18 protein-coding genes are annotated in these 21,797 nt (G+C 71.0%); 15 read left to right on the top strand and 3 right to left on the bottom strand.

The genetic code is table 11. The annotated features are described in order from the left end of the window. The first annotated feature begins 12 nt into the window (after window positions 1-12). Entirely contained in the window at window positions 13-420 is a 408-nt protein-coding gene (locus OHS70_RS02085; protein WP_328392994.1) for an SHOCT domain-containing protein, read from the top strand. 32 nt (window positions 421-452) lie between these two features. Here the strand turns inward: OHS70_RS02085 and OHS70_RS02080 are convergent, their stop codons facing one another. Then, entirely contained in the window at window positions 453-1,055 is a 603-nt protein-coding gene (locus OHS70_RS02080) for a TetR/AcrR family transcriptional regulator (protein ID WP_328392993.1), read from the bottom strand. 74 nt (window positions 1,056-1,129) lie between these two features. On the opposite strand from OHS70_RS02080, the gene OHS70_RS02075 reads away from it, so the two are divergent. Next, window positions 1,130-1,564, top strand: a complete 435-nt coding sequence (locus OHS70_RS02075; RefSeq protein ID WP_328392991.1) for a VOC family protein — start codon at window positions 1,130-1,132, stop codon at window positions 1,562-1,564. 103 nt (window positions 1,565-1,667) lie between these two features. On the opposite strand, the gene OHS70_RS02070 is transcribed toward OHS70_RS02075, so the two are convergent. Beyond that, window positions 1,668-2,639 (bottom strand): acetylxylan esterase, encoded by a 972-nt coding sequence (locus OHS70_RS02070; RefSeq protein ID WP_328392989.1) that lies wholly within the window; start codon window positions 2,637-2,639, stop codon window positions 1,668-1,670. Between the two features lie 91 nt (window positions 2,640-2,730). After that, a complete protein-coding gene (locus tag OHS70_RS02065; RefSeq protein WP_328392987.1) occupies window positions 2,731-3,162 on the bottom strand; it encodes a protein-tyrosine phosphatase family protein in 432 nt (143 codons plus the stop codon). A 199-nt stretch (window positions 3,163-3,361) separates the two neighbouring features. Between OHS70_RS02065 and OHS70_RS02060 the strand changes: the two genes are divergently transcribed. The 13 genes from OHS70_RS02060 to OHS70_RS02000 all read left to right on the top strand — a co-directional run bounded on the left by OHS70_RS02060 (window position 3,362) and on the right by OHS70_RS02000 (window position 21,718). Next, window positions 3,362-4,840, top strand: a complete 1,479-nt coding sequence (locus tag OHS70_RS02060) for a cellulase family glycosylhydrolase (RefSeq protein WP_328392985.1) — start codon at window positions 3,362-3,364, stop codon at window positions 4,838-4,840. A 94-nt stretch (window positions 4,841-4,934) separates the two neighbouring features. Beyond that, a complete protein-coding gene (locus OHS70_RS02055) occupies window positions 4,935-6,233 on the top strand; it encodes an alpha/beta fold hydrolase (protein ID WP_328392983.1) in 1,299 nt (432 codons plus the stop codon). A 29-nt stretch (window positions 6,234-6,262) separates the two neighbouring features. Then, entirely contained in the window at window positions 6,263-7,021 is a 759-nt protein-coding gene (locus tag OHS70_RS02050) for a PIG-L deacetylase family protein (protein ID WP_328392981.1), read from the top strand. A gap of 117 nt (window positions 7,022-7,138) precedes the next feature. Next, the gene (locus tag OHS70_RS02045) at window positions 7,139-8,029 is read left to right on the top strand and encodes a DUF4231 domain-containing protein (RefSeq protein WP_328392979.1); all 891 of its coding nucleotides are present in this window, start codon (window positions 7,139-7,141) and stop codon (window positions 8,027-8,029) included. 138 nt (window positions 8,030-8,167) lie between these two features. Further along, window positions 8,168-10,900 carry a TIR-like protein FxsC gene (locus tag OHS70_RS02040; protein ID WP_328392977.1) on the top strand — a complete coding sequence of 911 codons (2,733 nt, stop codon included), beginning with the start codon at window positions 8,168-8,170 and terminating at the stop codon, window positions 10,898-10,900. Window positions 10,901-10,957: 57 nt separating this feature from the next. Continuing rightward, a complete protein-coding gene (locus tag OHS70_RS02035) occupies window positions 10,958-11,857 on the top strand; it encodes an AAA family ATPase (RefSeq protein WP_328392975.1) in 900 nt (299 codons plus the stop codon). After that, window positions 11,854-12,906, top strand: coding sequence for a hypothetical protein (locus OHS70_RS02030; protein ID WP_328392973.1), 1,053 nt, complete (start codon window positions 11,854-11,856; stop codon window positions 12,904-12,906). Before OHS70_RS02035 ends, OHS70_RS02030 begins: the two co-directional genes overlap by 4 nt. Next, window positions 12,903-15,830, top strand: coding sequence for a hypothetical protein (locus tag OHS70_RS02025; protein ID WP_328392971.1), 2,928 nt, complete (start codon window positions 12,903-12,905; stop codon window positions 15,828-15,830). The genes OHS70_RS02030 and OHS70_RS02025 overlap by 4 nt, the downstream gene beginning before the upstream one ends. Window positions 15,831-15,895: 65 nt before the next feature. Continuing rightward, complete coding sequence (locus tag OHS70_RS02020) at window positions 15,896-17,077, top strand: toll/interleukin-1 receptor domain-containing protein (protein ID WP_328392969.1); 1,182 nt, start codon at window positions 15,896-15,898, stop codon at window positions 17,075-17,077. 349 nt (window positions 17,078-17,426) lie between these two features. Further along, window positions 17,427-18,395: an NADPH:quinone oxidoreductase family protein gene (locus OHS70_RS02015; RefSeq protein ID WP_328392968.1), complete on the top strand. Its 969-nt coding sequence runs from the start codon at window positions 17,427-17,429 to the stop codon at window positions 18,393-18,395. Beyond that, window positions 18,392-19,573: an acyl-CoA dehydrogenase family protein gene (locus OHS70_RS02010; protein ID WP_328392966.1), complete on the top strand. Its 1,182-nt coding sequence runs from the start codon at window positions 18,392-18,394 to the stop codon at window positions 19,571-19,573. Before OHS70_RS02015 ends, OHS70_RS02010 begins: the two co-directional genes overlap by 4 nt. Continuing rightward, entirely contained in the window at window positions 19,570-20,646 is a 1,077-nt protein-coding gene (locus OHS70_RS02005) for an acyl-CoA dehydrogenase family protein (RefSeq protein WP_328392964.1), read from the top strand. The genes OHS70_RS02010 and OHS70_RS02005 overlap by 4 nt, the downstream gene beginning before the upstream one ends. 202 nt (window positions 20,647-20,848) lie before the next feature. Beyond that, window positions 20,849-21,718 carry a phosphatidylinositol-specific phospholipase C/glycerophosphodiester phosphodiesterase family protein gene (locus OHS70_RS02000; RefSeq protein WP_328392962.1) on the top strand — a complete coding sequence of 290 codons (870 nt, stop codon included), beginning with the start codon at window positions 20,849-20,851 and terminating at the stop codon, window positions 21,716-21,718. Window positions 21,719-21,797: the final 79 nt, after the last annotated feature.

Here is a 21,797-nt window from a genome sequence, read left to right as displayed (position 1 = left end):
AGGAGGAATGCGATGGACGGCCACGTCTTGCTGGCGTACGACTATCCGGTTCTCGGCGCGTTCTGGACCGTGATGTGGATCTTTCTCTGGGTCCTGTGGCTCATGCTGCTGTTCCGGATCATCATCGACATCTTCCGTGACCACGACATGAGCGGATGGGTCAAGGCCGCGTGGCTGCTGTTCGTGGTGATCGTGCCCTTCCTGGGCGTGCTCGTGTACGTGATAGCCCGCGGCAAGGGCATGGGCCAGCGTGAGTTCAAGGCAGCGCAGGATCAGCGGCAAGCCATGGACACCTACATCCGTGAAACCGCCGGCGGTGGCGGCAATGCACAGGAGCTTGCCAAGCTGTCGGAGCTGAAGGCCAAGGGCGACCTGACGGAAGAAGAGTTCCAGCAGGCCAAGGCGAAACTCCTGCAGTGATCCGCGCGCAGGCAGGCGCGCCCGTCGCCGGTTCACCCCGGCGACGGGCCTGCCCGCAGTGCCTCCAGCATCCGTGACAGGGCGGCCCTGGTGTCGTCCAGGTCCGTCGGGCCTGCGGACGCGGCCAGCCACAGAGCCGCCTCGTTCATGGCGCCGGAGAGCAGATGGGTCAGCGGGGTGACCGGCTGGCGCGGGATGACACCCTGTTCGACCAGGGCGGCGAGCGCCTCGGCCAGGTGGCGGGCCGAGGCGGCCTCGTCCAGGGTGCGCCACTCGGTCCACCCGAGCACGGATGGACCGTCGACCAGCATGATCCTCTGGATGTCGGGATCGGTGGCGGCGGTGAGGAACTCCTGGCAGCCGGCGGTCAGCTGGGTCCAGGGGTCGGCCTGCGCCTCCGCAGCCGCGGCGACCCGCCGGCCCACCTCCTGCTGCACCTGCTCCAGCACGGCGCGGAACAGCGCGGCCTTGCTGTCGAAGTGGTGGTAGAGCGCGCCCTTGGTGACCCCGGCGGCGCCGACGATCTCCGGGAGACCGACCCCGCCGTAACCCACCGCCGCGAACAGACGCCTTGCCTCGCGCAGCAGGGAATGTCTGGTCTGCTCACGCTGCTGCGCCCTGGTGGTGCCCTGCATGCCGCTCTCCCTCCGTTGACATACCGGTGGTACGCCAATAGCCTTATTCGCATACCGATGGTACGCGAAAGGGAATGAGCTCCGTGCTGACCAGCTTCTATCCCGTCATCTGCACCTCCCGCCTCCAGGAGTCCCGCGCCTTCTACACCGGGCTCATGGGCTTCGAGACGACCTTCGAAGCCGACTGGTACGTCAGCCTGAAGCACCCGGGGCCCGTGCCGTACGAGCTCGCGCTGCTCGACCACACCCACCCGACCCTGCCCGAGGGCTACCGTGTCCCGGTGCGGGGCATGCTGCTCAACTTCGAAGTGGCGGACGTGGACGCGGAGTGGGAGCGCCTGGTCGTCCTCGCGGGGCTGAAGCCCGAGCTGGAGATTCGCAGCGAGGACTTCGGGCAGCGGCACTTCATCATCGCCGACCCCGACGGGGTGCTGATCGACGTCATCACGCCGATCGCACCTTCCGGGGAGTTCGCCGAGCAGTACGTCTCTTCTCGAGCCGGCCGGTAGCTCCCACCGGCCGTCCGTACACCGGCCGGCGATGCGGGGCCGTTCCGGGCCGTTCCTCCGGGCCGCCTTCGAGCGGGACGGCCGCGGCACGAGCGGGCAGCTGTCAGGCGGTCAGCCGGCCGGGCAGCCATCGCAGCTGGGCCGCTTCCTGGAACGGGCCTCCGCCCTCGTGGTCGTTGAAGTCGTAGACCTCGATGTGCTTGTCCTCATGGGCGTACGCGTTGAACGCGGCGAACACGGTCGACGGCGGGCAGGTCTGGTCCTCGAGCGCCGCCGAGAAGAGCGCGGGCGCCCGGCCGCGCGCCGCGAAGTGCACCCCGTCGAAGTACGCCAGCGTGCGCGCGGCCTGTTCGGTCCGGCCCCGGTGTGTCCTGAGGTATTCGCCCACCTCCCGGTACGGGTGACGGTCGGTGAGTGTCGTGGCGCGCGGAAAGTCGCACAGGAACGGCACGTCGGGCGCAATCGCCGCGAGATCGGGCACCAGCCCGCCGACCGCGAGCGTGATGCCGCCGCCCTGGCTGCTCCCCACGGCCGCGGTCCGCGAGGCGTCGGTCAGCGGATGCGCCCGGGCCGCCTCGACGGCGCGGACCGCGTCCGTGAACAGCCTGCGGTAGTAGAACTCGTGCGGGTCCTCGATGCCACGGGTCAGAAAGCCGGGGAGGGCGGGGGCGCTGCCCACCGGGTCGGGCGTGTCGCCCGTCGTCCAGCTGCTGCCCTGGCCGCGGGTGTCCATCACGAAGTGGCCGAACCCGGCCGACGCCCACAGCAGATGGGTGTGGGGGAGGCCACGGCCCCCTCCGTAGCTGAGGAACTCCACCACCACCGGCACCGGTTCGCGCGTGCCGGCGGGCAGCACGAGCCAGCCCTTGACGGGGTGGCCCCCGAACCCCGCGAAGGTCACGTCGTGCACGTCCACGGAGGAGAGCCGGCAGTCCACCTGCTCGAAGCGGGCGCCGAGGTCGTGCGCGCGGGCGGCGTCGAGTGTCTTCGTCCAGAACGCGTCGAAGTCCTGGGGCTCCGTGGAGCGGCTGCGGTAGGTGCGGAGCGCTTCGATGGGCAGGTCGAACAGGGCCATGGGTAACCGCCTTTGAGCATTGGATCGCACGGGACGGGTGAGCAGGTCAACACGGTCGGCCACCGCGGCGAGCTCGGCGCGCCGGTGGCGCTCAGCCGGGGAAGCGGCGTACGTACCGCCGCTGCCAGGGGGTTTCCACGGCCCGGCGGTCGTAGTGCCGGCGCACGTACGCCACGGCGTCCTCGGCGGGTACCCCGTCGAGGACGGCGAGACACGCGAGGGCGGTTCCTGTCCGTCCCCGGCCGCCGCCACAGGCGATCTCCACCCGCTCGGAGCCGGCGCGCTCCCACGCCTCGCCGAGAACCTCACGGGCCTCGGCGCGGTCGCCGGGCAGCCAGAAGTCCGGCCAGCGCAGCCAGCGTGAATCCCAGGAGACCGCCGGCGGCCGGCGCCCCAGCAGATGCACGGCGAATGCGGGCGCCGCCCCGGAGGGCAACGGCCGCCGCAACGCCCGCCCGCGCACCGCCCGTCCCGAGGGCAGCCGCAACACGCCGATGTCGTCAGGTCCCCATGACTCGCTCACACGCCCACGGTACGCGGCGTCCGGGGCGGCACGCGCGGGCCGCGAGGGCCCGTGCCGCGAGCGTGAGGGCTTTGTGCCCCGGCCCTTGCCGAGGGGCTCGGACGCTGCTATTCCATTCGGTTAGGAAACTTTACTTCCAATCGAAGGGCCGATCCCTCGGCACAGCCCGGCCCCGTCCGCCCAGCCAACGGAGACCCCCATGAGACCGGCACGGTTACGGCTACGCCCCCTCGGCAGCGTCGGCGCCCTCACCGCCGTCCTGCTCCTCGGCCTCACCGCCGCCCCCACGTCCCCCACGTCCGCCGCGCCCGCACCCGTGGCCGCCGTCACCTACGAGGCCGAGGACGCGACGGTCACCCAAGGACTCGTCGAGTCCGATCACGCCGGCTACACCGGCAGAGGGTTCGTCAACTACCACAACACCAGCGGCAGTCACGTCCAGTGGACGGTCAACGCCGCCCAGGCGGGCACCGCCACGCTGACCTTCCGCTACGCGAACGGCGCCACCGCCGACCGCCCGATGGACATCGCCGTCAACGGCGTACTCACCGCCGACGACAGGGCTTTCACCGCCACCGGCGCCTGGACGTCCTGGTCCACGGCGAAGGTCACCGCCACCCTCAAGGCCGGCTCCAACACCGTCCGGGCCACCGCCACCACTGCGAACGGCGGTCCGAACGTGGACAATCTCGCCGTGGACATCTCCCCTGCCCCCGGCGGCCGTACCCCCGTCGAGGCCAACGGACAGCTCAGGGTCTGCGGCACCAAGCTCTGCAACCAGCGAGGCAACCCCGTCCAGCTGCGCGGCATGAGCACCCACGGACTGCAGTGGTACAGCCAGTGCGTGACCAGCGGCTCGCTGGACGCACTGGCCACCGACTGGAACGCGGATGTGCTGCGCATCTCCATGTACATCCAGGAGGGCGGCTACGAGAGTGATCCGCGCAGATTCACGGACCTCGTGCACTCGATCATCGAACAGGCCACCGCGCGCGGTATGTACGCCCTCGTCGACTGGCACATGCTCACCCCGGGCGACCCGCACCACAACCTCGCCCGCGCCAAGACCTTCTTCACGGAGATCGCGCAGCGCCACGGCGGCAGGAACAACCTGTTGTACGAGATCGCCAATGAGCCCAGCGGCGTGAGCTGGTCGCGGATCAAGAGCTACGCCGAGCAGCTCATCCCGGTCATCCGGCAGAGCGACCCGGACACCCCGATCCTCGTCGGCACGCGCGCCTGGTCCTCACTCGGTGTTTCGGAGGGCGCGGACGAGACCGAGATCGTCAACAATCCCGTCAACGCGGCCAACATCATGTACACCTTCCACTTCTACGCCGCCTCGCACGGCTCCGAGTATCTGAACACCCTGTCCCGTGCCGCCGACAGACTCCCCGTGTTCGTCACGGAGTTCGGCACCCAGACCGCATCGGGGGACGGCGGCAACAACTTCACGCAGGCCCAGAAGTACCTCGATCTGATGGCGAGCAAGAAGATCAGCTGGGTCAACTGGAACTACTCCGACGACTCCCGCTCCGGAGCCGTCTTCAAGAGCGGCACCTGTGACGGCAACGGACCCTGGACCGGTACCGGACCGCTGAAGCCCGCCGGTGTGTGGGTGCGCGACCGGATCCGTACGCCGGACCGGTTCCTGACGGCTGACGCCCCGCTCGGCTGAGCGCCGATCCGCCCGCCGGCCCTGCTGCGCCCCCGCCCCCGACTGTGATCCACTGGGCGGGCGGGGGCGTACAGGAACAGCAGCAGGAGCAGCATTGACCAGCTACCGCCAGCCCGGAGTCGTTCTCACCGACCGCCGCTTCACCGTCCCGCTCGACCACCGGGACCCGGCCGGGGAACAGATCGAGCTGTACGGCCGCGAGGTCGTCGCCGCCACCCGCACGGGTGCCGACCTGCCGTGGCTGGTCTACCTGGAGGGCGGTCCCGGCCATGGCGCCCGGCGTTTCGTCGGCAAACAGGCCTGGCTCGGGAGGGCCGTACAGGACCACCGCGTACTGCTGCTGGACCAGCGGGGCACCGGCCGCTCCACCCCGCTCAACCGTCAGACGCTCCCTCAGCGGGGCGGGCCGCAGGCGCAGGCCGACCATCTCGCCCTCTTCCGCGCCGACAGCATCGTGCGCGACTGCGAGGCGGTCCGGCCCCGGCTCACGGGCGGAGCGCCCTGGACCGTACTGGGCCAGAGCTTCGGCGGTTTCTGTGCGACCCACTACCTGGGAGCCGCCCCCGAAGGGCTGCGCACCGTACTGATCACCGGCGGCCTGCCGTCCCTCGACGCCCACGCCGACGACATCTACCGGGCGGCCTACCCGCGCATCCAGCGCAAGGTCGAGGCCCACTACGACCGTTACCCGCAGGACGTGGAGCGTGTCCGGCGCGTCGCCGTCCATCTCGCCGAGCGCAAGACCGTACTGCCCGGCGGTTATGTGCTCACGCACGAGGCGTTCCAGTCCCTCGGGATCCTGCTCGGGAGCGAGGACGGCACCCACCGGCTGCACTATCTCCTCGAGGACGCCTTCGTGCGCACAGGTTCCGGCCATGAACTCTCCGACACCTTCCAGGAGGCCGTGCACGCCGTCCTCTCGTTCGCCGGGCATCCGCTGTACGCCGCGCTCCACGAGGCCATCTACGCCCAGGGCGGCACAGCGACCGCCTGGGCGGCCGAGCGCGTACGGGCCGAGTTCCCGCAGTTCGACGCGGGGGCGGCGCTGTCCGGCGACGGCCCGCTGCTGTTCACCGGCGAGTCGATCCACCCCTGGCACTTCGAGGTCGATCCCGCGCTGCGCCCGCTCCACGAGTGCGCCGAACTGCTGGCCGCCCGCACCGACTGGGAGCCGCTGTACGACCCTGCACGGCTCGCCGTGAACCAGGTGCCGGTCGCCGCGGCGGTCTACCACGACGACATGTACGTCGACACGGCCCACTCGCTGCAAACCGCACGCGCCGTGCGCGGACTGCGCACCTGGGTCACCGACGAGTACGAGCACGACGGGGTGCGCGCCGGCGGGCAGCGCGTACTCGACCGGCTGCTGTCCCTCGCCCGCGGCGAACTCTGACGGCCGGTCAGGGAACGTATCCTGCGCGCATGACCGAGCACACGAGCGATCGCGGAATCCCGCAGCTCGAAGAGATGCCCGCCGACTGGCAGCGTGCGCTGGCCGTCGTCGCGCACCCGGACGACCTCGAGTACGGCTGCTCCGCCGCGGTCGCGCAGTGGACCGACGGCGGGCGGGAGGTCGTGTACCTTCTGGCCACCCGGGGCGAGGCGGGCATCGACACCATGGACCCGGCCGCATGCGCGCCGCTGCGCGAGCGCGAGCAGCTGGCGAGCGCCGCGGTCGTGGGCGTATCCACCGTGGAGTTCCTGGACCACGAGGACGGCGTGATCGAGTACGGGGCCCGGCTGCGCCGGGACATCGCTGCTGCCGTCCGCCGGCACCGCCCGGAGCTGGTGATCACCCTCAATCACCGTGACACCTGGGGCGGTACGGCCTGGAACACGCCCGACCACCGGGCCGTCGGCCGGGCGGCCCTGGATGCGGCCTCCGACGCCGGAAACCGGTGGATCTTCCCCGAGCTCATCTCCGAACAGGGCCTCGAGCCGTGGAACGGAGTGCGGTGGGTGGCGGTCGCCGCATCGAGCACCCCCACACACGCCGTCGACGCGGGCCCGGGCCTCGACCGCGCCGTGCGCTCCCTGCTGGAGCACCGTACCTATCTCGAGGTGCTGACGGACCAGGACCCGGAGAAGTACTGCCGTACGTTCCTCGGCGGCGCCACCCGGGCCGCGGCGGCGCGCTTCGGCGGCAGGCCGGCCGTCACGTTCGAGCTGTTCGGGCGCTGAGCGCGAGCGGGTGGACCGGGCGAACACGGGCGGCTCGGCCAACTCACCTGTGACAGTTGTGAACTGACGGAGCGCCGACCCTTTGCGCGGCACTGCGTCACGGTCCAGAATCGCACCGTGACAGCGATCCAGGAGCACTCGGCGACAGCCAAGGTGTGGGACCAGCAGAGCGTCTGGTCGCGCAGCGCTGACCAGCTCAAGAAGTCGGTCGAGGGCGCTCGCACGGCATCCCTCGCTCTCGGCATCGCGGCGGCCGTGCTGGGCACGGCGGCGGCCCAGACCATGGGCTGGAGTCCCACCGTGGGCACGGTCCTTGCCTTCGCCGCCGCATGCGCCGCCGGCGCCGTGCCGGTCGTCGCCCAGCGGGGCGGCCCCGGCCGCCTCAACGACTGGACCCGGCTGCGAGCGGTCTCCGAGGCACTCAAGGCCGAGGTCTACACCTGCCTCGCGGGCGTCGGTCCCTACCGGGCGACGGCGGATACCGGTGCACTCCTCGCGGAACGGTCCCGCGCGTACCGGGGCGACGGCGGCGACCTGGTGCGCTATACGGCCGAGGTCACCGCCAAGGTCAGGCCGTTGCCGCCGGTGACGGACATCGACTCCTATGTCGAGCACCGGCTGCGCCGGCAGATCGACTCCTACTACCGGCCCAAGGCCCGGTGGATGACCCGAAGGCTGCGTGTGGTCGGGTGGATCGAAGCCGTCCTCGGCGGAGTCGGCGCGGTGCTGGCGGCCGCCGCCGGTGCCTTCTCCATCGGCTGGCTCGCCGGCTGGGTCGCGGTCGCCGCCTCGGTCTCCGTGGCCGTGATCGCCCATGCCGTCGCACAGCGATACGCCTACCAGCAGCTGGAGTTCATGCGCACCGCGGAGGAACTGGAGCGCCTGCTGGAACGCTGGGAGGCCGATGACGTCCGCACCCCCGAGCGCGCGGAGGCTCTGGTGGCGGAGTGCGAGCACGTCATCTCCATCCAGAACGAGGCATGGATGATCCGCTGGACCGTGGGCTGAGGCCCCGTCCAGGGAGCGCGCTCGTACGGCGCCGGCCGTGGTGGCGGCCGAAGATGTGGCTCCGGATGGTCCGTTTCCCGGTGTCTGGGGTCTGTCCGAGTGGGGTACGACCTAGGATGCGTCGGCACGGGGGGTGCCTTGGACTACCCATATTTCTTTCTCAGTTACGCCAGGTCGGACGACCGCACGGCCTACGTCCGGCGGTTCTACGAGGACCTTCTGGGCGTGCTGGAGCTGCCCGGCACCGGTTCGCGCCGGCAGCCCGCCTTCCGGGACTCGGAGCGTCTGCACGTGGGGGCGGACTGGCTGCGGGGGCTGAGCCGGGCCATCGGTTCCTGCAGGACGCTCGTCGCCCTGTACTCACCTGCCTACTTCCGCAGCGAATACTGCGGCAAGGAGTGGAGCGCCTTCGCCGGAAGGGTCGCCCGCTATCGGGAAGAGACCGATATGTGGCCGCATGCTCTCGTACCGGTGATCTGGGAGCCGGTGCCGGCACGGATGCTGCCGCAGGAGGTGCAGGCGATCCAGTACGCGGACCTGAGCATGGGCCGCACCTATCTCGAGCACGGTCTTCTCCACCTGATGCGGTCGGACCCGGAGAGCGCCGAGTACCGGCATGTGGTGCGGTCCATCGCCGAGCGCGTCCAGTCCGCGGCGGACCACTTCGCCCTCCCCTCGATGCCCGACAGTTTCGACATCTCGGCGGTCAAGGCATTCTTTCCGGTCGAGCTCGCCGACGACGACGGTTTCGAACGCAGCTACCTGGCCGCTGTCGCCGCCCGTCACGGCAGGGTCCACATCTTCGGCGCCGACGTGGGACAGGCCGCTGGGATGCCTCTGTCCTCGGTCTACACAGGACTGACAGCCATCGGTGCGGGGGAGGACGGAGCGCGGGTTCGCGCGGAACAGCTCTTCGAGTCAGGCCGCCGTCGTGTGATGCTGCGCGGCGTCCCGGGCTCAGGCAAGACGACCTTGCTGCAATGGTTGGCGGTCCACGCGCACGGGCCATACGTGCCCTTCCCGCTCCCTGTGCGGACGCTCGTGCGTGATGGCGGCCGACTTCCCGATCCCGCGCGGTTCCTCGACGCCGTCGGCTCGGGTGCCGCTGCCGAACCGCCCTCGGGATGGGCCGAACGGGTGCTGGCGGCAGGCCGGGGCATGCTGTTGGTCGACGGAGTCGACGAGGTGGACCGGGCGGAGCGGGACGGCGTCCGGCTATGGCTCGCGGACCTTCTCGCAGCGTATCCGGACACCCTGTGCGTCGTGACGTCCCGCCCGTCCGCGGTCCAGGAAGCGTGGCTGGCGGACATGGACTTCACCGAGTTCGCACTGGCTCCACTGCCCCTGGACGATGCCCGGCTGCTGATCAGCCGGTGGCACGATGCCACATCCGAGGGCGCGCAGCGAGCACCTCTGGAGCCTCTCCTCGACGCTGTCACGAGCAAGGCGGAACTGCGCAGCCTGGTCACGAGCCCCCTGATGTGCGCTCTGATCTGCGCACTCCACCACGAGCGCGCCGGCTTGCTGCCGCCGGACCGCGCGGATCTTTACGAGGCAGCCCTGTCGATGCTGCTCGAACGACGGGACCGGGAGCGGGAGGTCCTTCGCCCGGACGGACTGGAACTCGACAAGGAATCGCACCAGGTGCTGCTGCAGAGCCTCGCGATCTGGCTGCAGCGCAACGGCCGGAGCGAACTCGACCGGCGTCAGGCCGTCGATCTCGTCCAGCGAACCCTCCCCGCTCTCGCGCGCGTCGGCGCTCAGGGGGATGCCGAACAGGTCCTGCGGCATCTGCTGAACCGCAGCGGTGTCCTGCGTGAATCCGCCGCGGACGGGATCGGCTTCCTGCACCGCTCGTTCCAGGACTATCTGGCCGCGCGGGAAGCCGTCCACACCGGCGCGCTCTCGGAACTGGTGGCCCGTGCCGACGACGACCAGTGGCACAACGTCGTCCGCCTGGCGCTCGGCCACGCCACGCGGCGTGACCGCTCCTCGATGTTCCGGGCGATCCTGAACCGCGGCGACCAGGAACCGGAGAACAGAGCCCGTCTGTTCGTCCTGGCGGCAGTGTCACTGGCGGACATGGTGGAACTGGAACCGGCCGTACGCGGCGCGGTCGAGGAGCGGATCGGACAGCTCATTCCGCCCCGCACGGAGGACGAAGCGGCCGCGCTGGCCGAAGTGGGCCCCATGGTCCTGGAGTTGCTGCCGGGCCCCGAAGATCTCGAGTCGGATCATCCCGCGCTGCCTCGGCTCATCCGCACGGCCGAGCTGATCGGCGGCAACGAGGCACAGGTGTACATCAGCCGGCTCGCGTCGCTCATGCCCTCATCGGTCCCCGACGACGGGCAGATCGGTCCCCTTTCCGCTCGGCCGTTCGCCGCGTCCGTCCTGGTGGATTCGTGGTCGGTCGAGACGGACGCGCCGGCCCCCGCCGTGCGAACGCTGGAGCTGACCGGCACGCAGGAGCGGGGTGAGATCGCCCGCCTGGGGAGCAGCGTGCAACGTGTGGTGTGCCGGGGCGACTTCACCGACTTCTCCGCATTCCGGCTGATGCCGCTCGTGCACACGCTGGTGATCTCCGGCAACCCGGCCCTGTCCCATCTCGGCAGCCTCACCGGCCTGCCGAGGCTGCGCACGCTCAGCGTGTCCGACTGCCCCCTCGCAGACCTGACGGCGCTGGCCGGCTCAGGGGTGATGTTCCTCGAGATCTCCCCGGTCCCCGAAACGTCCGTTCTCGCCGGACTGGCGTCCGCACCCCGGCTGCGACTGCTCTGTCTCCCGTCGGCAGGCGGCCGCTTCGACCGGGCGGTATGGAGGGGCAGGCTGCCGGGCGTGACCGTTCTGACGGGTGTCCAAATCACCCGGTGAGGGCAGTTGGGGCAGGGCAGAATGAGGGACCGGGATCTCGCCGCCAGGGAGGGTCGTGTGCTGCAGTACGACAAGGAGTTCGACCCCGGCGCCGACGGCCGGGAGGCCGGGGGCGTGGAGGGTCCGGCCGACGGCGCCGCACGGTACGCGGCGGACGACGAGGTGTACGTCTTCGACGACGACGAGGTCGTACTGGCGGTGAACATCGCGCTCAAGACGGGCCGTCCGCTGCTCCTGTTCGGGCCCCCGGGCTCGGGCAAGTCGTCGCTGGCTCCCAACGTCGCGCGGATCCTCGGCTGGGACTACCACGCGCATGTCGTGACCGCGAGGACCGAGCCCGAGGACCTTCTGTGGCGATTCGACGCGCTCAAGCGCCTCAATGACGCCCAGGCCAAGATGCTGGCTCCGAGCATCGATCACTACTACACGCAGGGCCCTCTCTGGAGGGCGTTCGCCGCCGGTGAGACCAAGCGCTCCGTCGTGCTGATCGACGAGATCGACAAGGCCGACCCCGACCTGCCCAACAGCCTTCTGGGGCCGCTCGGTTCCCTCTCGTTCCCCCTCCCCTGGGACGAGGAGCGCGCCGTGTCGATCAGACCCGAGCGGGCCCCGCTCGTCGTCATCACCACCAACGACGAGCGCGAACTGCCCCGGCCCTTTCTGCGGCGCTGCATCGTCTTCGAGCTCGGTGCGCCGAGTACCGATCATCTGCTGAGGGTGGCCAGGTCGCATCTGGGAGAGCTGTACGAGGAGGAGCTCGCCGAGCAGGTCGCCGGTCACATCCTCTCGGTCCGTGCCCGGCTGGAGGACTCCGCGGCCGGTCCCAGCACCGCCGAGTTCCTCGACGCGCTCAAGGCCAGCCAGCAACTGGGCGTCGTACCGGGCACACCGGAGTGGGAGACGCTGGAAGCGGTCACCCTGCGCAAGCGACGCGAGGGGCTGGAGCCCGCCAAATGAGCGCACGGGGAGAGGTGTGCCTCGGCGACCTCGTCCGTGCTCTGGCCGAACTGCGGCCGCGTGACCCGGCCACTGCGCTGCGCATGGCCGAACTGCTCGGCCAGCGGAGCAGGGAAACGGTCAACCCGCCGCAGGGCCAGGGGAGTTCATCGGCCGATCACCCGGCCGTCCGGCCGACCGGCCCGTCGTCGGCCGGTGCGGACGACCCTGTGACGACGTTCCCCGAAGCGGTCGTACTTCCGTCCAGAGCTGTGCCCAAAGCGTTGCCCGGGGAGGCGGTCAGCCTCACCGAGCGGTCGGTCGGCTTCTCCGTCACGTCTCTCGGCGGGCTGCGGGGGGCGTCGGCTTCGCCGCCGGAGGGTCATCGACCCGGCGCGGGCGCGGACCTCCTGCGACGCACGCGGGTGGCCGCCGAGCCGGCGCATGAGCCGCCGTGGAAGCCGGACTGGGCGCGAGGCATCATGTTCGCCACGGTCTCCACGTCCGTCGAGAGCCGCGAGCTCGACCAGTCGGCCCTCCTGCGAAAGGTCGCGCGAAGGGAGGCGCTGCGTGCCGTACCGCGCCGGCAGCGGCTCAGTACGCGCCGCGGCGCCCAGCTTCTGCTGGACCATGGTGCGGGCATGGCCCCGTTCCAGGACGACCGCACGTGGGTGCACGACCTGGTGGGAAGCATCGCCGGCCGGGACCGCGTCGAGGTGCTGCGTTTCCGGGGGACGCCTGGCAGGGGCGTCGTACGACGCGGCCCACTGGTGCGGGAGCGCTACCGGCCCCCGTTGCCGGGCACCCCGGTGGTCCTGTTCTCGGACCTCGGCCGTATGCGTCCGCCGTTCGCGGGCGGCTCCACCGCCGGTCCCGAGGAATGGCGGGCATTCATCGACGTGGTGCTCCACTCGGGGTGCCCGGTCGTGTGTCTGACGCCGTACGATCCCGCCGACTACACCGCGGCGCTGCGCAGGAGAGTGGCGTTCATCCCGTTCGACCGGAGTATCTCGCTGCGACACGCCCGGCAGGCGACATCGGGCGTACGGCGATGGCTGGAGCGGCTGTGACCGCCGAGGGGGTCATGCCGAGCAGGGGCATGGAGGAGTACATCGCCGATCTCGGCAAGGTCCGGCCCGAACTCGTCGAACTCGCCGAGTGCCTCTCCCTGGCAGCCGGGGTGGAACGTGCCTTCCTGCGGCGGGCGAGGCTCCGCTTCCTGCCGCGCTCCACCGCGGGCCTCGAGGCGGAACTGTGGTTCTCGCCCCTGGTGGAGGCGGCCGGCGAGAAGACGCTGCTCCTGGACCCCGAAGCGGCGGCGGTGCTGCGGCGGATGCTTGCCCGCCGACCGTCCCGGCACGTCGAGGACGTCAGGGATTTCACGGCGGAAGCGCACCGGGACGCACCGCCGATGACCCGCTGGTTCGAGGAACTCCTGTGGGCGGATCTCTTCCCGTCGCCTGCCACGCGCCGAGAGGTGATGCGCCATCTCGAGCGGGCGCTGGACGCGGTGACATCGACCGGTGATGCCGCCGACGACCTCGGACGCTGGGCGCTGCACTACCTGCCGAGGCTGCCTGCCGGGGTGCAGCGGCACGACGCCGCCTGGCGGATCCAGGTGGCTTCCTCGGAACGGCTCGGCCTGGAGCCGCCTCATGACCCCTTCGGCCGGCCGGCGACGTCCACGGCGGAGGCCAGAGGACTGGTGCAGCGCGATGTGCCGGTCGGAGTGTCGGCCCGGTCCGACGGCCTCGTGCTCAGCTTTCCGCCCGCCGACGGGTCCCGGGCCGTTCGCGCGGTCGGTGTGCGCAAGGTGCGGCTCGCTGCGGCCAGCGCCCTCACACCGGTGCCGACGGCGCCGCCCGTACGGCTTGAGCTGCACCGGAACCAACAGATTCATCTGCCCTTCACGGTGGTGCAGAGCCTCGGTGACGACGGTGTGCCGACGCTGTCCATCTCGCACGCCGGGGCGGCCGTGGTGGCTGTCGCGGCCGGCGTACCCGCGGTGGCCGACGGCAGGCGGACGCGCTACGGGATGCTGCTGGAGGACGGGACGATCGTGCTGCATGCCGTGGACGGCACGGAGGTGCTGCGCATTCCCGCCGCGCCCGACGGCGCGGCGCGCAGCTCCCTGACGCTGTCGGCCGACGGTGCCCATGTCGCCTGGGTGGAGCAGGGCAAGGTGGGACAGTACCGGTTGACCCCCGGCGAGACGTCGGGAATCAGCCGTCCGGAAGGAACCGAGGCCTGCCGTGTGCACTTCCCCGTCGAGGCGGGAGCGGGACTGGTGCAGGCCTACGCCTCAGGCTCGGCCCTCCTGGTACGGCGGTCCGGCACGAGCCGCTCGGAGGGCGGGACCTTCACGAACGAGCAGGCCACGACGGCGCGTGCGCTGTGGTGGACACCCGGCGGACGCCACCTCGCGCTCCTCGACGGATCGGGGGACCTGTGGCTTCACGGCGGGGCTCCTCTCGAAGATCACGGGGAATCGGGACAGCTCCTTGCACGCGACGTCACCGCGGTGACCGGCTCGCCGGACGGCCGGCTGCTCGTCTGGGCGTTGGCCGACGGCAGTGTGCAGTACGCGTCGGCCACCGCGGCCGGCGTCGTGGCGCCGGTCGGCAGTGCTCCGTGGCAGGTGACCGGGCTGGCCGTGAGCGGGGACGGCCGGCAGGTCGCGGCGGCCGGAGGGGACGCGCGACTGCTGCTGTGGCCCATCGGCCCTGCCGCACATCCCCAGCGGGAGGTGCGGCTCGCGTTCCCCGCCTACGGGGTCTTCGCACTGGGCACCGGAGAGTGGGCGGTCTCCGGCACCGGCGGTCCGGTGGAGTTGAGCACCGAGGACGGCAGACGCTATGTCATCACCCCGGACGTCGAGGCGCCGGCCGCCACCGACGGTGCGCCCGAGTGGATCCGTGGATGTGTCATGGCGCTTGCTCCTCAGCCGACGACCGGGACGGGGCTGCGCGAGCTGGCGGCGGGGATGGAGGCCACGGCCCGGTCCGGGGTGCGATGCCTTGTCGTGGGGCCTTTCCGTCCGTCGGCCGACGGGGGGACGCTCGAGGCGGTCGTGCCTGATTCGGGTGAGGCCACCGCGGCGCTCGCCGACCTGATCGGCGTGGCGCACCGGTACGGCGTGCACATCGTCATGGAACTGAACATGGACCGGGACCCGGACGTGACGGCCGCCAGGGTGCTGGACTCCGTACGCCGGTGGCTCGACCGGGATCTCGACGGAGTGCGTGTCGCGGCACGCTCCGTGGAACAGGGAGTCCTCGACGACCTGCGCCACCTCCTGGACGGCTACGGTGACCGAGTCCTGGTGGGGAGATCTGCGGCGCTCGCACCGCTCGCCGCCACCCGGGCGTTCGGCGACCCGGACGAAGCCGAAGCGGCCTGCCACGTGGTCCTGACATCGCTGGACGAGACCCTCGGGCGCGGCATCCGCAACCGGAACCTGGGGGCGTACGACCCCACGTCGTTCGGTCCGGACCTGACCAGAGCCCTGTCCTCCCTGCGCACGGCGCGTCCCGGTTCCCAGTGGGGATACGCGCCGGCGGCGGGCCTCGAAGGGGCGCAGCGGCAGCTCGCCGCCGCTGTGCTGCTCAGTCTGCCGGGTTGCCCCGTGCTCCCGCTGTCCCTGGTCGAGGAGCCGGCCCTGGCCGTGCTGCTGCAACTGCGCCGCAACCACCTCGCGCTGTCCCGAGGCAGCGGACATGTCCTGCACTTCGTCGGACAGCCGATGGTTCTCGGTGTGCGGCGCACCCACGGCGACGAGACGATCGTGTGTCTCGTGAACGCGGGGTCGGAGACCGAGACGGTGACCATGAGCCTGAGCGATCTCGGCCGCAGAGGGGAGACCGGACGCTTGCTCGATCTGCTCGACGGCACCGCGATCGACTGTTCCACGGACATGTCGGTGACGATTCCCACCGCCGGTGTCCGCCTGCTCCGGCTGCTGCCCGCCGCTCGTGCCCTCGGCCGTGAGGAGTAGCGGCGATGGTACGTCCCAGGCTCTTCCTGAGTCACAGCTCCCCGTGCGCGCCCCGGCAGGGATGCATGTGCCGGGACTATCTCGACGCGCTGGAGGCGCATGTCACGGAACTGGGCTGCGATCCCGTGGTCGACAGGCGGGTGCTGAGCGGCGGGAACGACTGGAACAGCAAGCTCCTGAAGGAGATCAAGCACTGCCACGGGATGATCATCCTGCTGTCGCCGCACGCCCTGGCCTCCTACCACGTGATGGAGGAGGCGATCGTCGCCGCCGCGGAGCGCGCCGGCAGTGACGAAGCCTTCCTGATCCTGCCGGTCACACTGCCGGGCGTGCGACGCCGCGAACTTCCCGACAGCATGCTCGGCAAGCAGAACCTCGGCCGGTTCGACATGATCGACTGGAAGACCGGGCCGGGAGTCCCGTCGGCGAGGATCGCCCAGACTCTCCGCCCTCTCGTGGAACGACTCGGCGGGCTGCCGTATCCCCAGGTGACGGACTTCATCGCCGGCCGTATCTCCGAGGTCTCCGACGCCGCGCTGGAACGCACCGCCGAGATCCTGGGCGTTGCCACGCTGGCCTATGCGCGTGACCATTCACGCTACGTCGTCGCGCAGGGTCTGCTGACGGAGCGACCGGTGCACAGGCTCGGCGAGAGCTGCGTCATGAGGCTGGCGCTGAAGCACTTCCTGCCGCAGGTGAGGATCAAGGAGCACCGCGAGGAGATAGTCGATCTTGTCGTCCCCTTCGCCCGTGTCCCGAAGCAGGCGGCGGATCAACTGCGCCGTCTGGGATGTGCCCCGGGCGAGCGGGTGGCCCTTCTGCAGTCGGCGCTCAACGAAACCCCGGACATGTACGTACGCAGGGCGAGTGAGGTGCCCGAACCCTGGGTGCTGCGCAAGCCGGTGCCGCGGCAGGACGGGTCCGGGTTCATCGACGGACTGATCGCCGAGATCCGGGACGTCCTGGCGTCGGAGGTCGCGATGGGCTTCGGATACGACAAGGAGGAGATGCGCGGGCTGCTGTTGCAGCACGAGGAAGAATCCGGTCCCTTCACGATCGTGCTGCACCAGGCGCCGGACCCCGAGCTGATACACCGTCTGCTCAGCGAGTTCCCCCGGCTTCTGTTCCTCTTCGCGCACCCGCAGGCGGGGGACGGCCGGCGGTCCGGCCGGGCGATGTTCCTGGAGACGCTGACGCCGAGCCAGGAGAAGGACATGGTGATGACGCACCGGAAGTACCGGCGGTAGACGAAGTGTCCGCTGCCGGGGTGATCCGCAAGGCGCGCCGGTCGGATCGCATGCGGCGGCCCGCGGCCGTGCTCCCTTGCGTGGCAGCCGGGCACCCTGCGGGCACCCTGCGGGTGGCAGGGGTGGCAGGGGTGGCAGGGGTGGCAGGGGTGGCAGGGGTGGCAGGGGTGGCAGGGGTGGCAGGGGTGGCAGGGGTGGCAGGGGTGGCAGGGGTGGCAGGGGTGGCAGGGGTGGCAGGGACTGCTGTCGACCTCCGTGACGTGGGGCCGGGCCGGGGGTTCCGAATGGGCAAGCGACCGCTTAGTATGCGATCCAGTGAGTACCGCCTACGGTTTGTGGAGGCTCCGAAATGCAGGCATGGCGAGTGCACCGGAACGGCGAGCCGGGCGAGGTGATGGCGCTCGAAGAGGCGGACCGGCCCACGCCCGGCGAGGGGCAGACGCTGCTCAAGGTCCGGGCCGCGAACATCAACTTCCCCGACGCGCTGCTGTGCCGCGGGCACTACCAGATCCGGCCGCCGCTGCCCTTCACCCCCGGGGTGGAGATCTGTGGCGAGACCGAGGACGGCCGGCGCGTCATCGCCAACCCGGCCCTGCCGCACGGTGGACTCGCCGAGTACGTCGTCGCCGACCGGGCCGCGCTGCTGCCCGCACCCGAAGCCCTCGACGACGCCGAGGCGGCAGCGCTGCACATCGGCTACCAGACCGGATGGTTCGGACTGCACCGCCGCGCCGGCCTCAAGGAGGGCGAGACGCTTCTCGTCCACGCGGCCGCCGGCGGTGTCGGCAGCGCAGCCGTACAGCTCGGCAAGGCCGCCGGAGCCACCGTGATCGGAGTCGTCGGCGGAGCGGAGAAGGCGGCCGTGGCCCGCGAGCTCGGCTGCGACGTCGTCATCGACCGGCGCAGCGAGGACATCGTCGCCGCCGTGAAGGAGGCGACCGGAGGCCGCGGTGCCGACGTGGTCTACGACCCGGTGGGCGGCGACGCGTATGCAAAGTCGGCCAAGTGCGTGGCCTTCGAGGGCCGGATCGTGATCGTCGGCTTCGCCAGCGGTGACATCCCCGCGCCCGCGCTCAACCACGCCCTGGTCAAGAACTACTCGATCGTCGGACTGCACTGGGGCCTGTATGCGGTCAAGGACCCGGCCTCGATCGTGCACTGCCACGAGACGCTGACCGAGTACGCGGCCAAGGGCCTGATCAAGCCTTTCATCAGCGAGCGCGTCGCCTTCACGGACGCCGCGAACGCCGTCCAGCGAGTGGCCGACGGCACGACCACCGGCCGCCTCGTCGTACTTCCCCCGGAGGTGACCCGATGACGGACGCAGCGGAACTGCGCACCCGCGCCCAGGAGTTGCTTGCCGCCCACCCGCCCGCCGAGACGGACCGGAGCGATTTCCTCAGGGCCCGCTTCGACGCCGGACTGGCCTGGGTGCACTATCCGCAGGGCCTCGGCGGCCTCGGCGCACCGCGCGCCCTCCAGGCCGTCGTGGACGCCGAGCTGACCGCCGCGGGCGCGCCCGACAACGACCCGCGCCGGATCGGCATCGGGCTCGGCATGGCCGCCCCCACCATCCTCACGTACGGCTCCGAGGAGGTGAAGCAGCGCTTCCTGAGGCCCCTGTGGATCGGCGAGGAGGTCTGGTGCCAGCTGTTCAGCGAGCCCGGCGCCGGCTCCGACCTCGCGGCCCTCGGTACCCGGGCGGTACGCGACGGCGACGAGTGGGTCGTCAACGGGCAGAAGGTCTGGACCTCCAGCGCCCATGTCGCGCGCTGGGCGATCCTCATCGCCCGCACCGACCCCGACCTGCCCAAGCACCAGGGCATCACATACTTCATCTGCGACATGACCGACCCCGGTGTCGAGGTGCGCCCGCTGCGCCAGCTCACCGGCGAGGCGGAGTTCAACGAGGTCTTCCTCACTGATGTGCGCATTCCCGACGCGCACCGGCTCGGTGAGGTCGGCGAGGGCTGGAAGGTCGCCCAGACCACCCTGATGAACGAACGCGTCTCCATCGGCGGCATGCGCCTGCCGCGCGAGGGCGGCATGATCGGCCCGGTCGCGCAGACCTGGCGCGAGCGTCCCGAACTGCGCACCCATGACCTGCACCAGCGACTTCTGACGCTGTGGGTCGAGGCGGAGGTCTCCCGGCTCGCCGGTGAGCGGCTGCGCCAGCAGCTCGTCGCCGGCCAGCCGGGCCCCGAGGGCAGCGGAATGAAGCTCGCCTTCGCCCGTCTCAACCAGGAGATCAGCGGTCTGGAGGTCGAACTCCTCGGCGAGGAGGGGCTGTTGTACGACGACTGGACCATGCGCCGGCCCGAACTCGTCGACTTCACCGGGCGTGAGGCCGGCTACCGCTATCTGCGCTCCAAGGGCAATTCCATCGAGGGCGGCACCAGCGAGGTGCTGCTGAACATCGTCGCGGAGCGCGTCCTCGGCCTGCCCGCCGAGCCACGCAGCGACAAGGACATCGCCTGGAAGGACCTCGCGCGATGACTGATCTGCTCTACTCCGAGGCGGAGACCGATCTGCGGGCCGCCGTACGCTCCCTGCTCACCGCACGTGCCGACCCGGCCGCCCTGGTCGCGGGCCGGGCCGAGAGCGGCACGCCGTACGACACGGAGCTGTGGAAGGCCCTGGCCGCCGAGGTCGGCGCGGCCGGCCTCCTGGTGCCCGAGAAGCTGGGCGGCCAGGGAGCGAGCCACCGCGAGGTCGCCGTCGTGCTGGAGGAACTGGGCCGCAGCGTCGTCCCGGCGCCCTTTCTGACCAGCTCCGTGATCGCGACCGAGACGCTGCTCGCGCTCGACACCGAGACGGCCGAGGTCGCCGAGCTGCTCGGCGCGCTGGCCACGGGTCGCCGCACCGCCGTGCTGGCCGTGCCGCTCGCCGCCTCCTCGGAAGGCCCGCTGTCGTGGGACGCCGAGCGGACCAGCGGTGTCGCGGACGCGGTGAACGCCGATGTGTTCCTGGTGCTCAGGCCCGACGGCCTGTACGCGGTGGAGAGTTCACAGGTCACCGTGGAGCCGCAGATCGCGCTCGACCTGACCCGTCCGCTCGCGGCCGTCACCGCCGGCGCCGGCGGCAGCCGCCTTGCGGACGCGGCGACCGGCGAGACCGCAGTACGCCGCGGTCTGCTCGCCGGAGCCGGACTGCTCGCCTCCGAGCAACTGGGTGTCGCCGAATGGTGCCTGGAGAAGACCGTCCGCCACACCCGTGAACGCCACCAGTTCAACCGGCCCATCGGCTCCTTCCAGGCGCTCAAGCACCGGATGGCGCAGCTGTGGCTCGAGGTCGTCTCGGCGCGGGCAGCCGCCCGGGCCGCCGCCGACGCGCTCGCCACCGGCAGCGCGGAGGCCGCGCTGCTGGTGTCCGTGGCGCAGGCGTACTGCTCCCGGGTCGCGGTGCACGCGGCCGAGGAGTGCGTGCAACTGCACGCCGGTATCGGAATGACCTGGGAGCACCCCGCGCATCTGTACCTCAAGCGCGCCAAGTCCGCCGAGATCGCCCTGGGCACGCCCGGCCGGCACAAGGAGACACTGGCCGAACTCGTCGGTCTCCAGGCCCCGTAACGGCGCCGCACCGCGCCTTCATCACAGGGAAGGCCGCCGCACCGCCCGACGGTGCGGCGGCCTTCGTGCGTCTTTGGGCGCTGTGAGTTCACCGCCACATGACAGATGGCCGAACTCTGCACGCCCCCCCTGCCGGTTGACGGCCGTCCCGGCGGATACTCGCCGATGTCCCTCCCGACCCGCAGAGCCAGGAGGCATCACCGTGCTGACCAGCCGCCGCAGAGCCGTCACCACTCTCACCGCCGCACTCGCAGGCGCCGTCGCCCTGCGTGCCCAGGCCGGAGCCGCGGAGCGAAGCGACCCCACCCCCCGCCCCAAGCCGCTGCGCCGGGCCCACGCCCACAACGACTATCTGCACCAAAGGCCCCTGCACGACGCCCTGTCGCACGCCTTCACCAGTGTCGAGGCCGACATCTTCCTGGTGAACGGGGACCTGCTCGTCGCCCACGAGCCGGCCCAGCTCGACCCCACCCGCACTCTGCGCTCGCTGTACCTCGACCCGCTGCTCGCCCGCGTGCGCGCCAACCACGGTTGCGTGCACCGGGGTTACCGCCGTCCCGTCCAGCTGCTGATCGACATCAAGACCGACGGTGTCAACGCCTACCTGGAACTCGACCGCCAACTGCGCTCCTACCGGCAGATGCTGAGCCGGTACGCCCACGGGCACGTCCGCATGGGCGCCGTCACCCCCGTCGTCTCCGGCGACCGCGCGGCCAGGGTCCCCATGGAGGCCCAGTCCGTGCGGTACGCGTTCTACGACGGACGCCTCGATGATCTGGCCGCCGGAGAGCCGGCCCCCGCCTCCTTCATACCGCTGATCTCCAGCAACTGGACGCAGAGCTTCAGCTGGCTCGGCACCGGCCCCTTTCCGGCCGCGGAGCGGGACAGGCTGCACGAGCTGGTCCGCACCGCCCACCACGGTGGCCGACGCGTCCGCTTCTGGGCCACCCCCGATGTGCCGGGGCCCGCGCGTGACGCGCTGTGGCGGGAGCTGCTGGCCGCCGGCGTCGACCATCTGAACACGGACGACCTCGCCGGTCTGGAAAGCTTCCTGCGCGTCCACGACCGCTGAGCACAGTCACCCGTTCGGCGGACATGCCAGTCGGCCGTACGGGCCCTCGCCTACGCCACACTGGCCGCCGAATGCCGCA

It is taken from the genome of Streptomyces sp. NBC_00390, from assembly GCF_036057275.1.
GTDB lineage: Bacteria > Actinomycetota > Actinomycetes > Streptomycetales > Streptomycetaceae > Streptomyces.
The sequence above is the reverse complement of the archived record's forward strand: the minus strand, read 5'-3'. Positions and strand labels throughout refer to the sequence as shown.

Bases quoted from the DNA above. Each gene is read 5' to 3' on its own strand.
- OHS70_RS02085 (WP_328392994.1), top strand. From the start codon at position 13: ATGGACGGCCACGTCTTGCTGGCGTACGACTATCCGGTTCTCGGCGCG.
- OHS70_RS02080 (WP_328392993.1), bottom strand. From the start codon at position 1,055: ATGCAGGGCACCACCAGGGCGCAGCAGCGTGAGCAGACCAGACATTCC.
- OHS70_RS02075 (WP_328392991.1), top strand. From the start codon at position 1,130: ATGAGCTCCGTGCTGACCAGCTTCTATCCCGTCATCTGCACCTCCCGC.
- OHS70_RS02070 (WP_328392989.1), bottom strand. From the start codon at position 2,639: ATGGCCCTGTTCGACCTGCCCATCGAAGCGCTCCGCACCTACCGCAGC.
- OHS70_RS02060 (WP_328392985.1), top strand. From the start codon at position 3,362: ATGAGACCGGCACGGTTACGGCTACGCCCCCTCGGCAGCGTCGGCGCC.
- OHS70_RS02050 (WP_328392981.1), top strand. From the start codon at position 6,263: ATGACCGAGCACACGAGCGATCGCGGAATCCCGCAGCTCGAAGAGATG.
- OHS70_RS02030 (WP_328392973.1), top strand. From the start codon at position 11,854: ATGAGCGCACGGGGAGAGGTGTGCCTCGGCGACCTCGTCCGTGCTCTG.
- OHS70_RS02020 (WP_328392969.1), top strand. From the start codon at position 15,896: ATGTGCCGGGACTATCTCGACGCGCTGGAGGCGCATGTCACGGAACTG.
- OHS70_RS02015 (WP_328392968.1), top strand. From the start codon at position 17,427: ATGCAGGCATGGCGAGTGCACCGGAACGGCGAGCCGGGCGAGGTGATG.
- OHS70_RS02010 (WP_328392966.1), top strand. From the start codon at position 18,392: ATGACGGACGCAGCGGAACTGCGCACCCGCGCCCAGGAGTTGCTTGCC.
- OHS70_RS02005 (WP_328392964.1), top strand. From the start codon at position 19,570: ATGACTGATCTGCTCTACTCCGAGGCGGAGACCGATCTGCGGGCCGCC.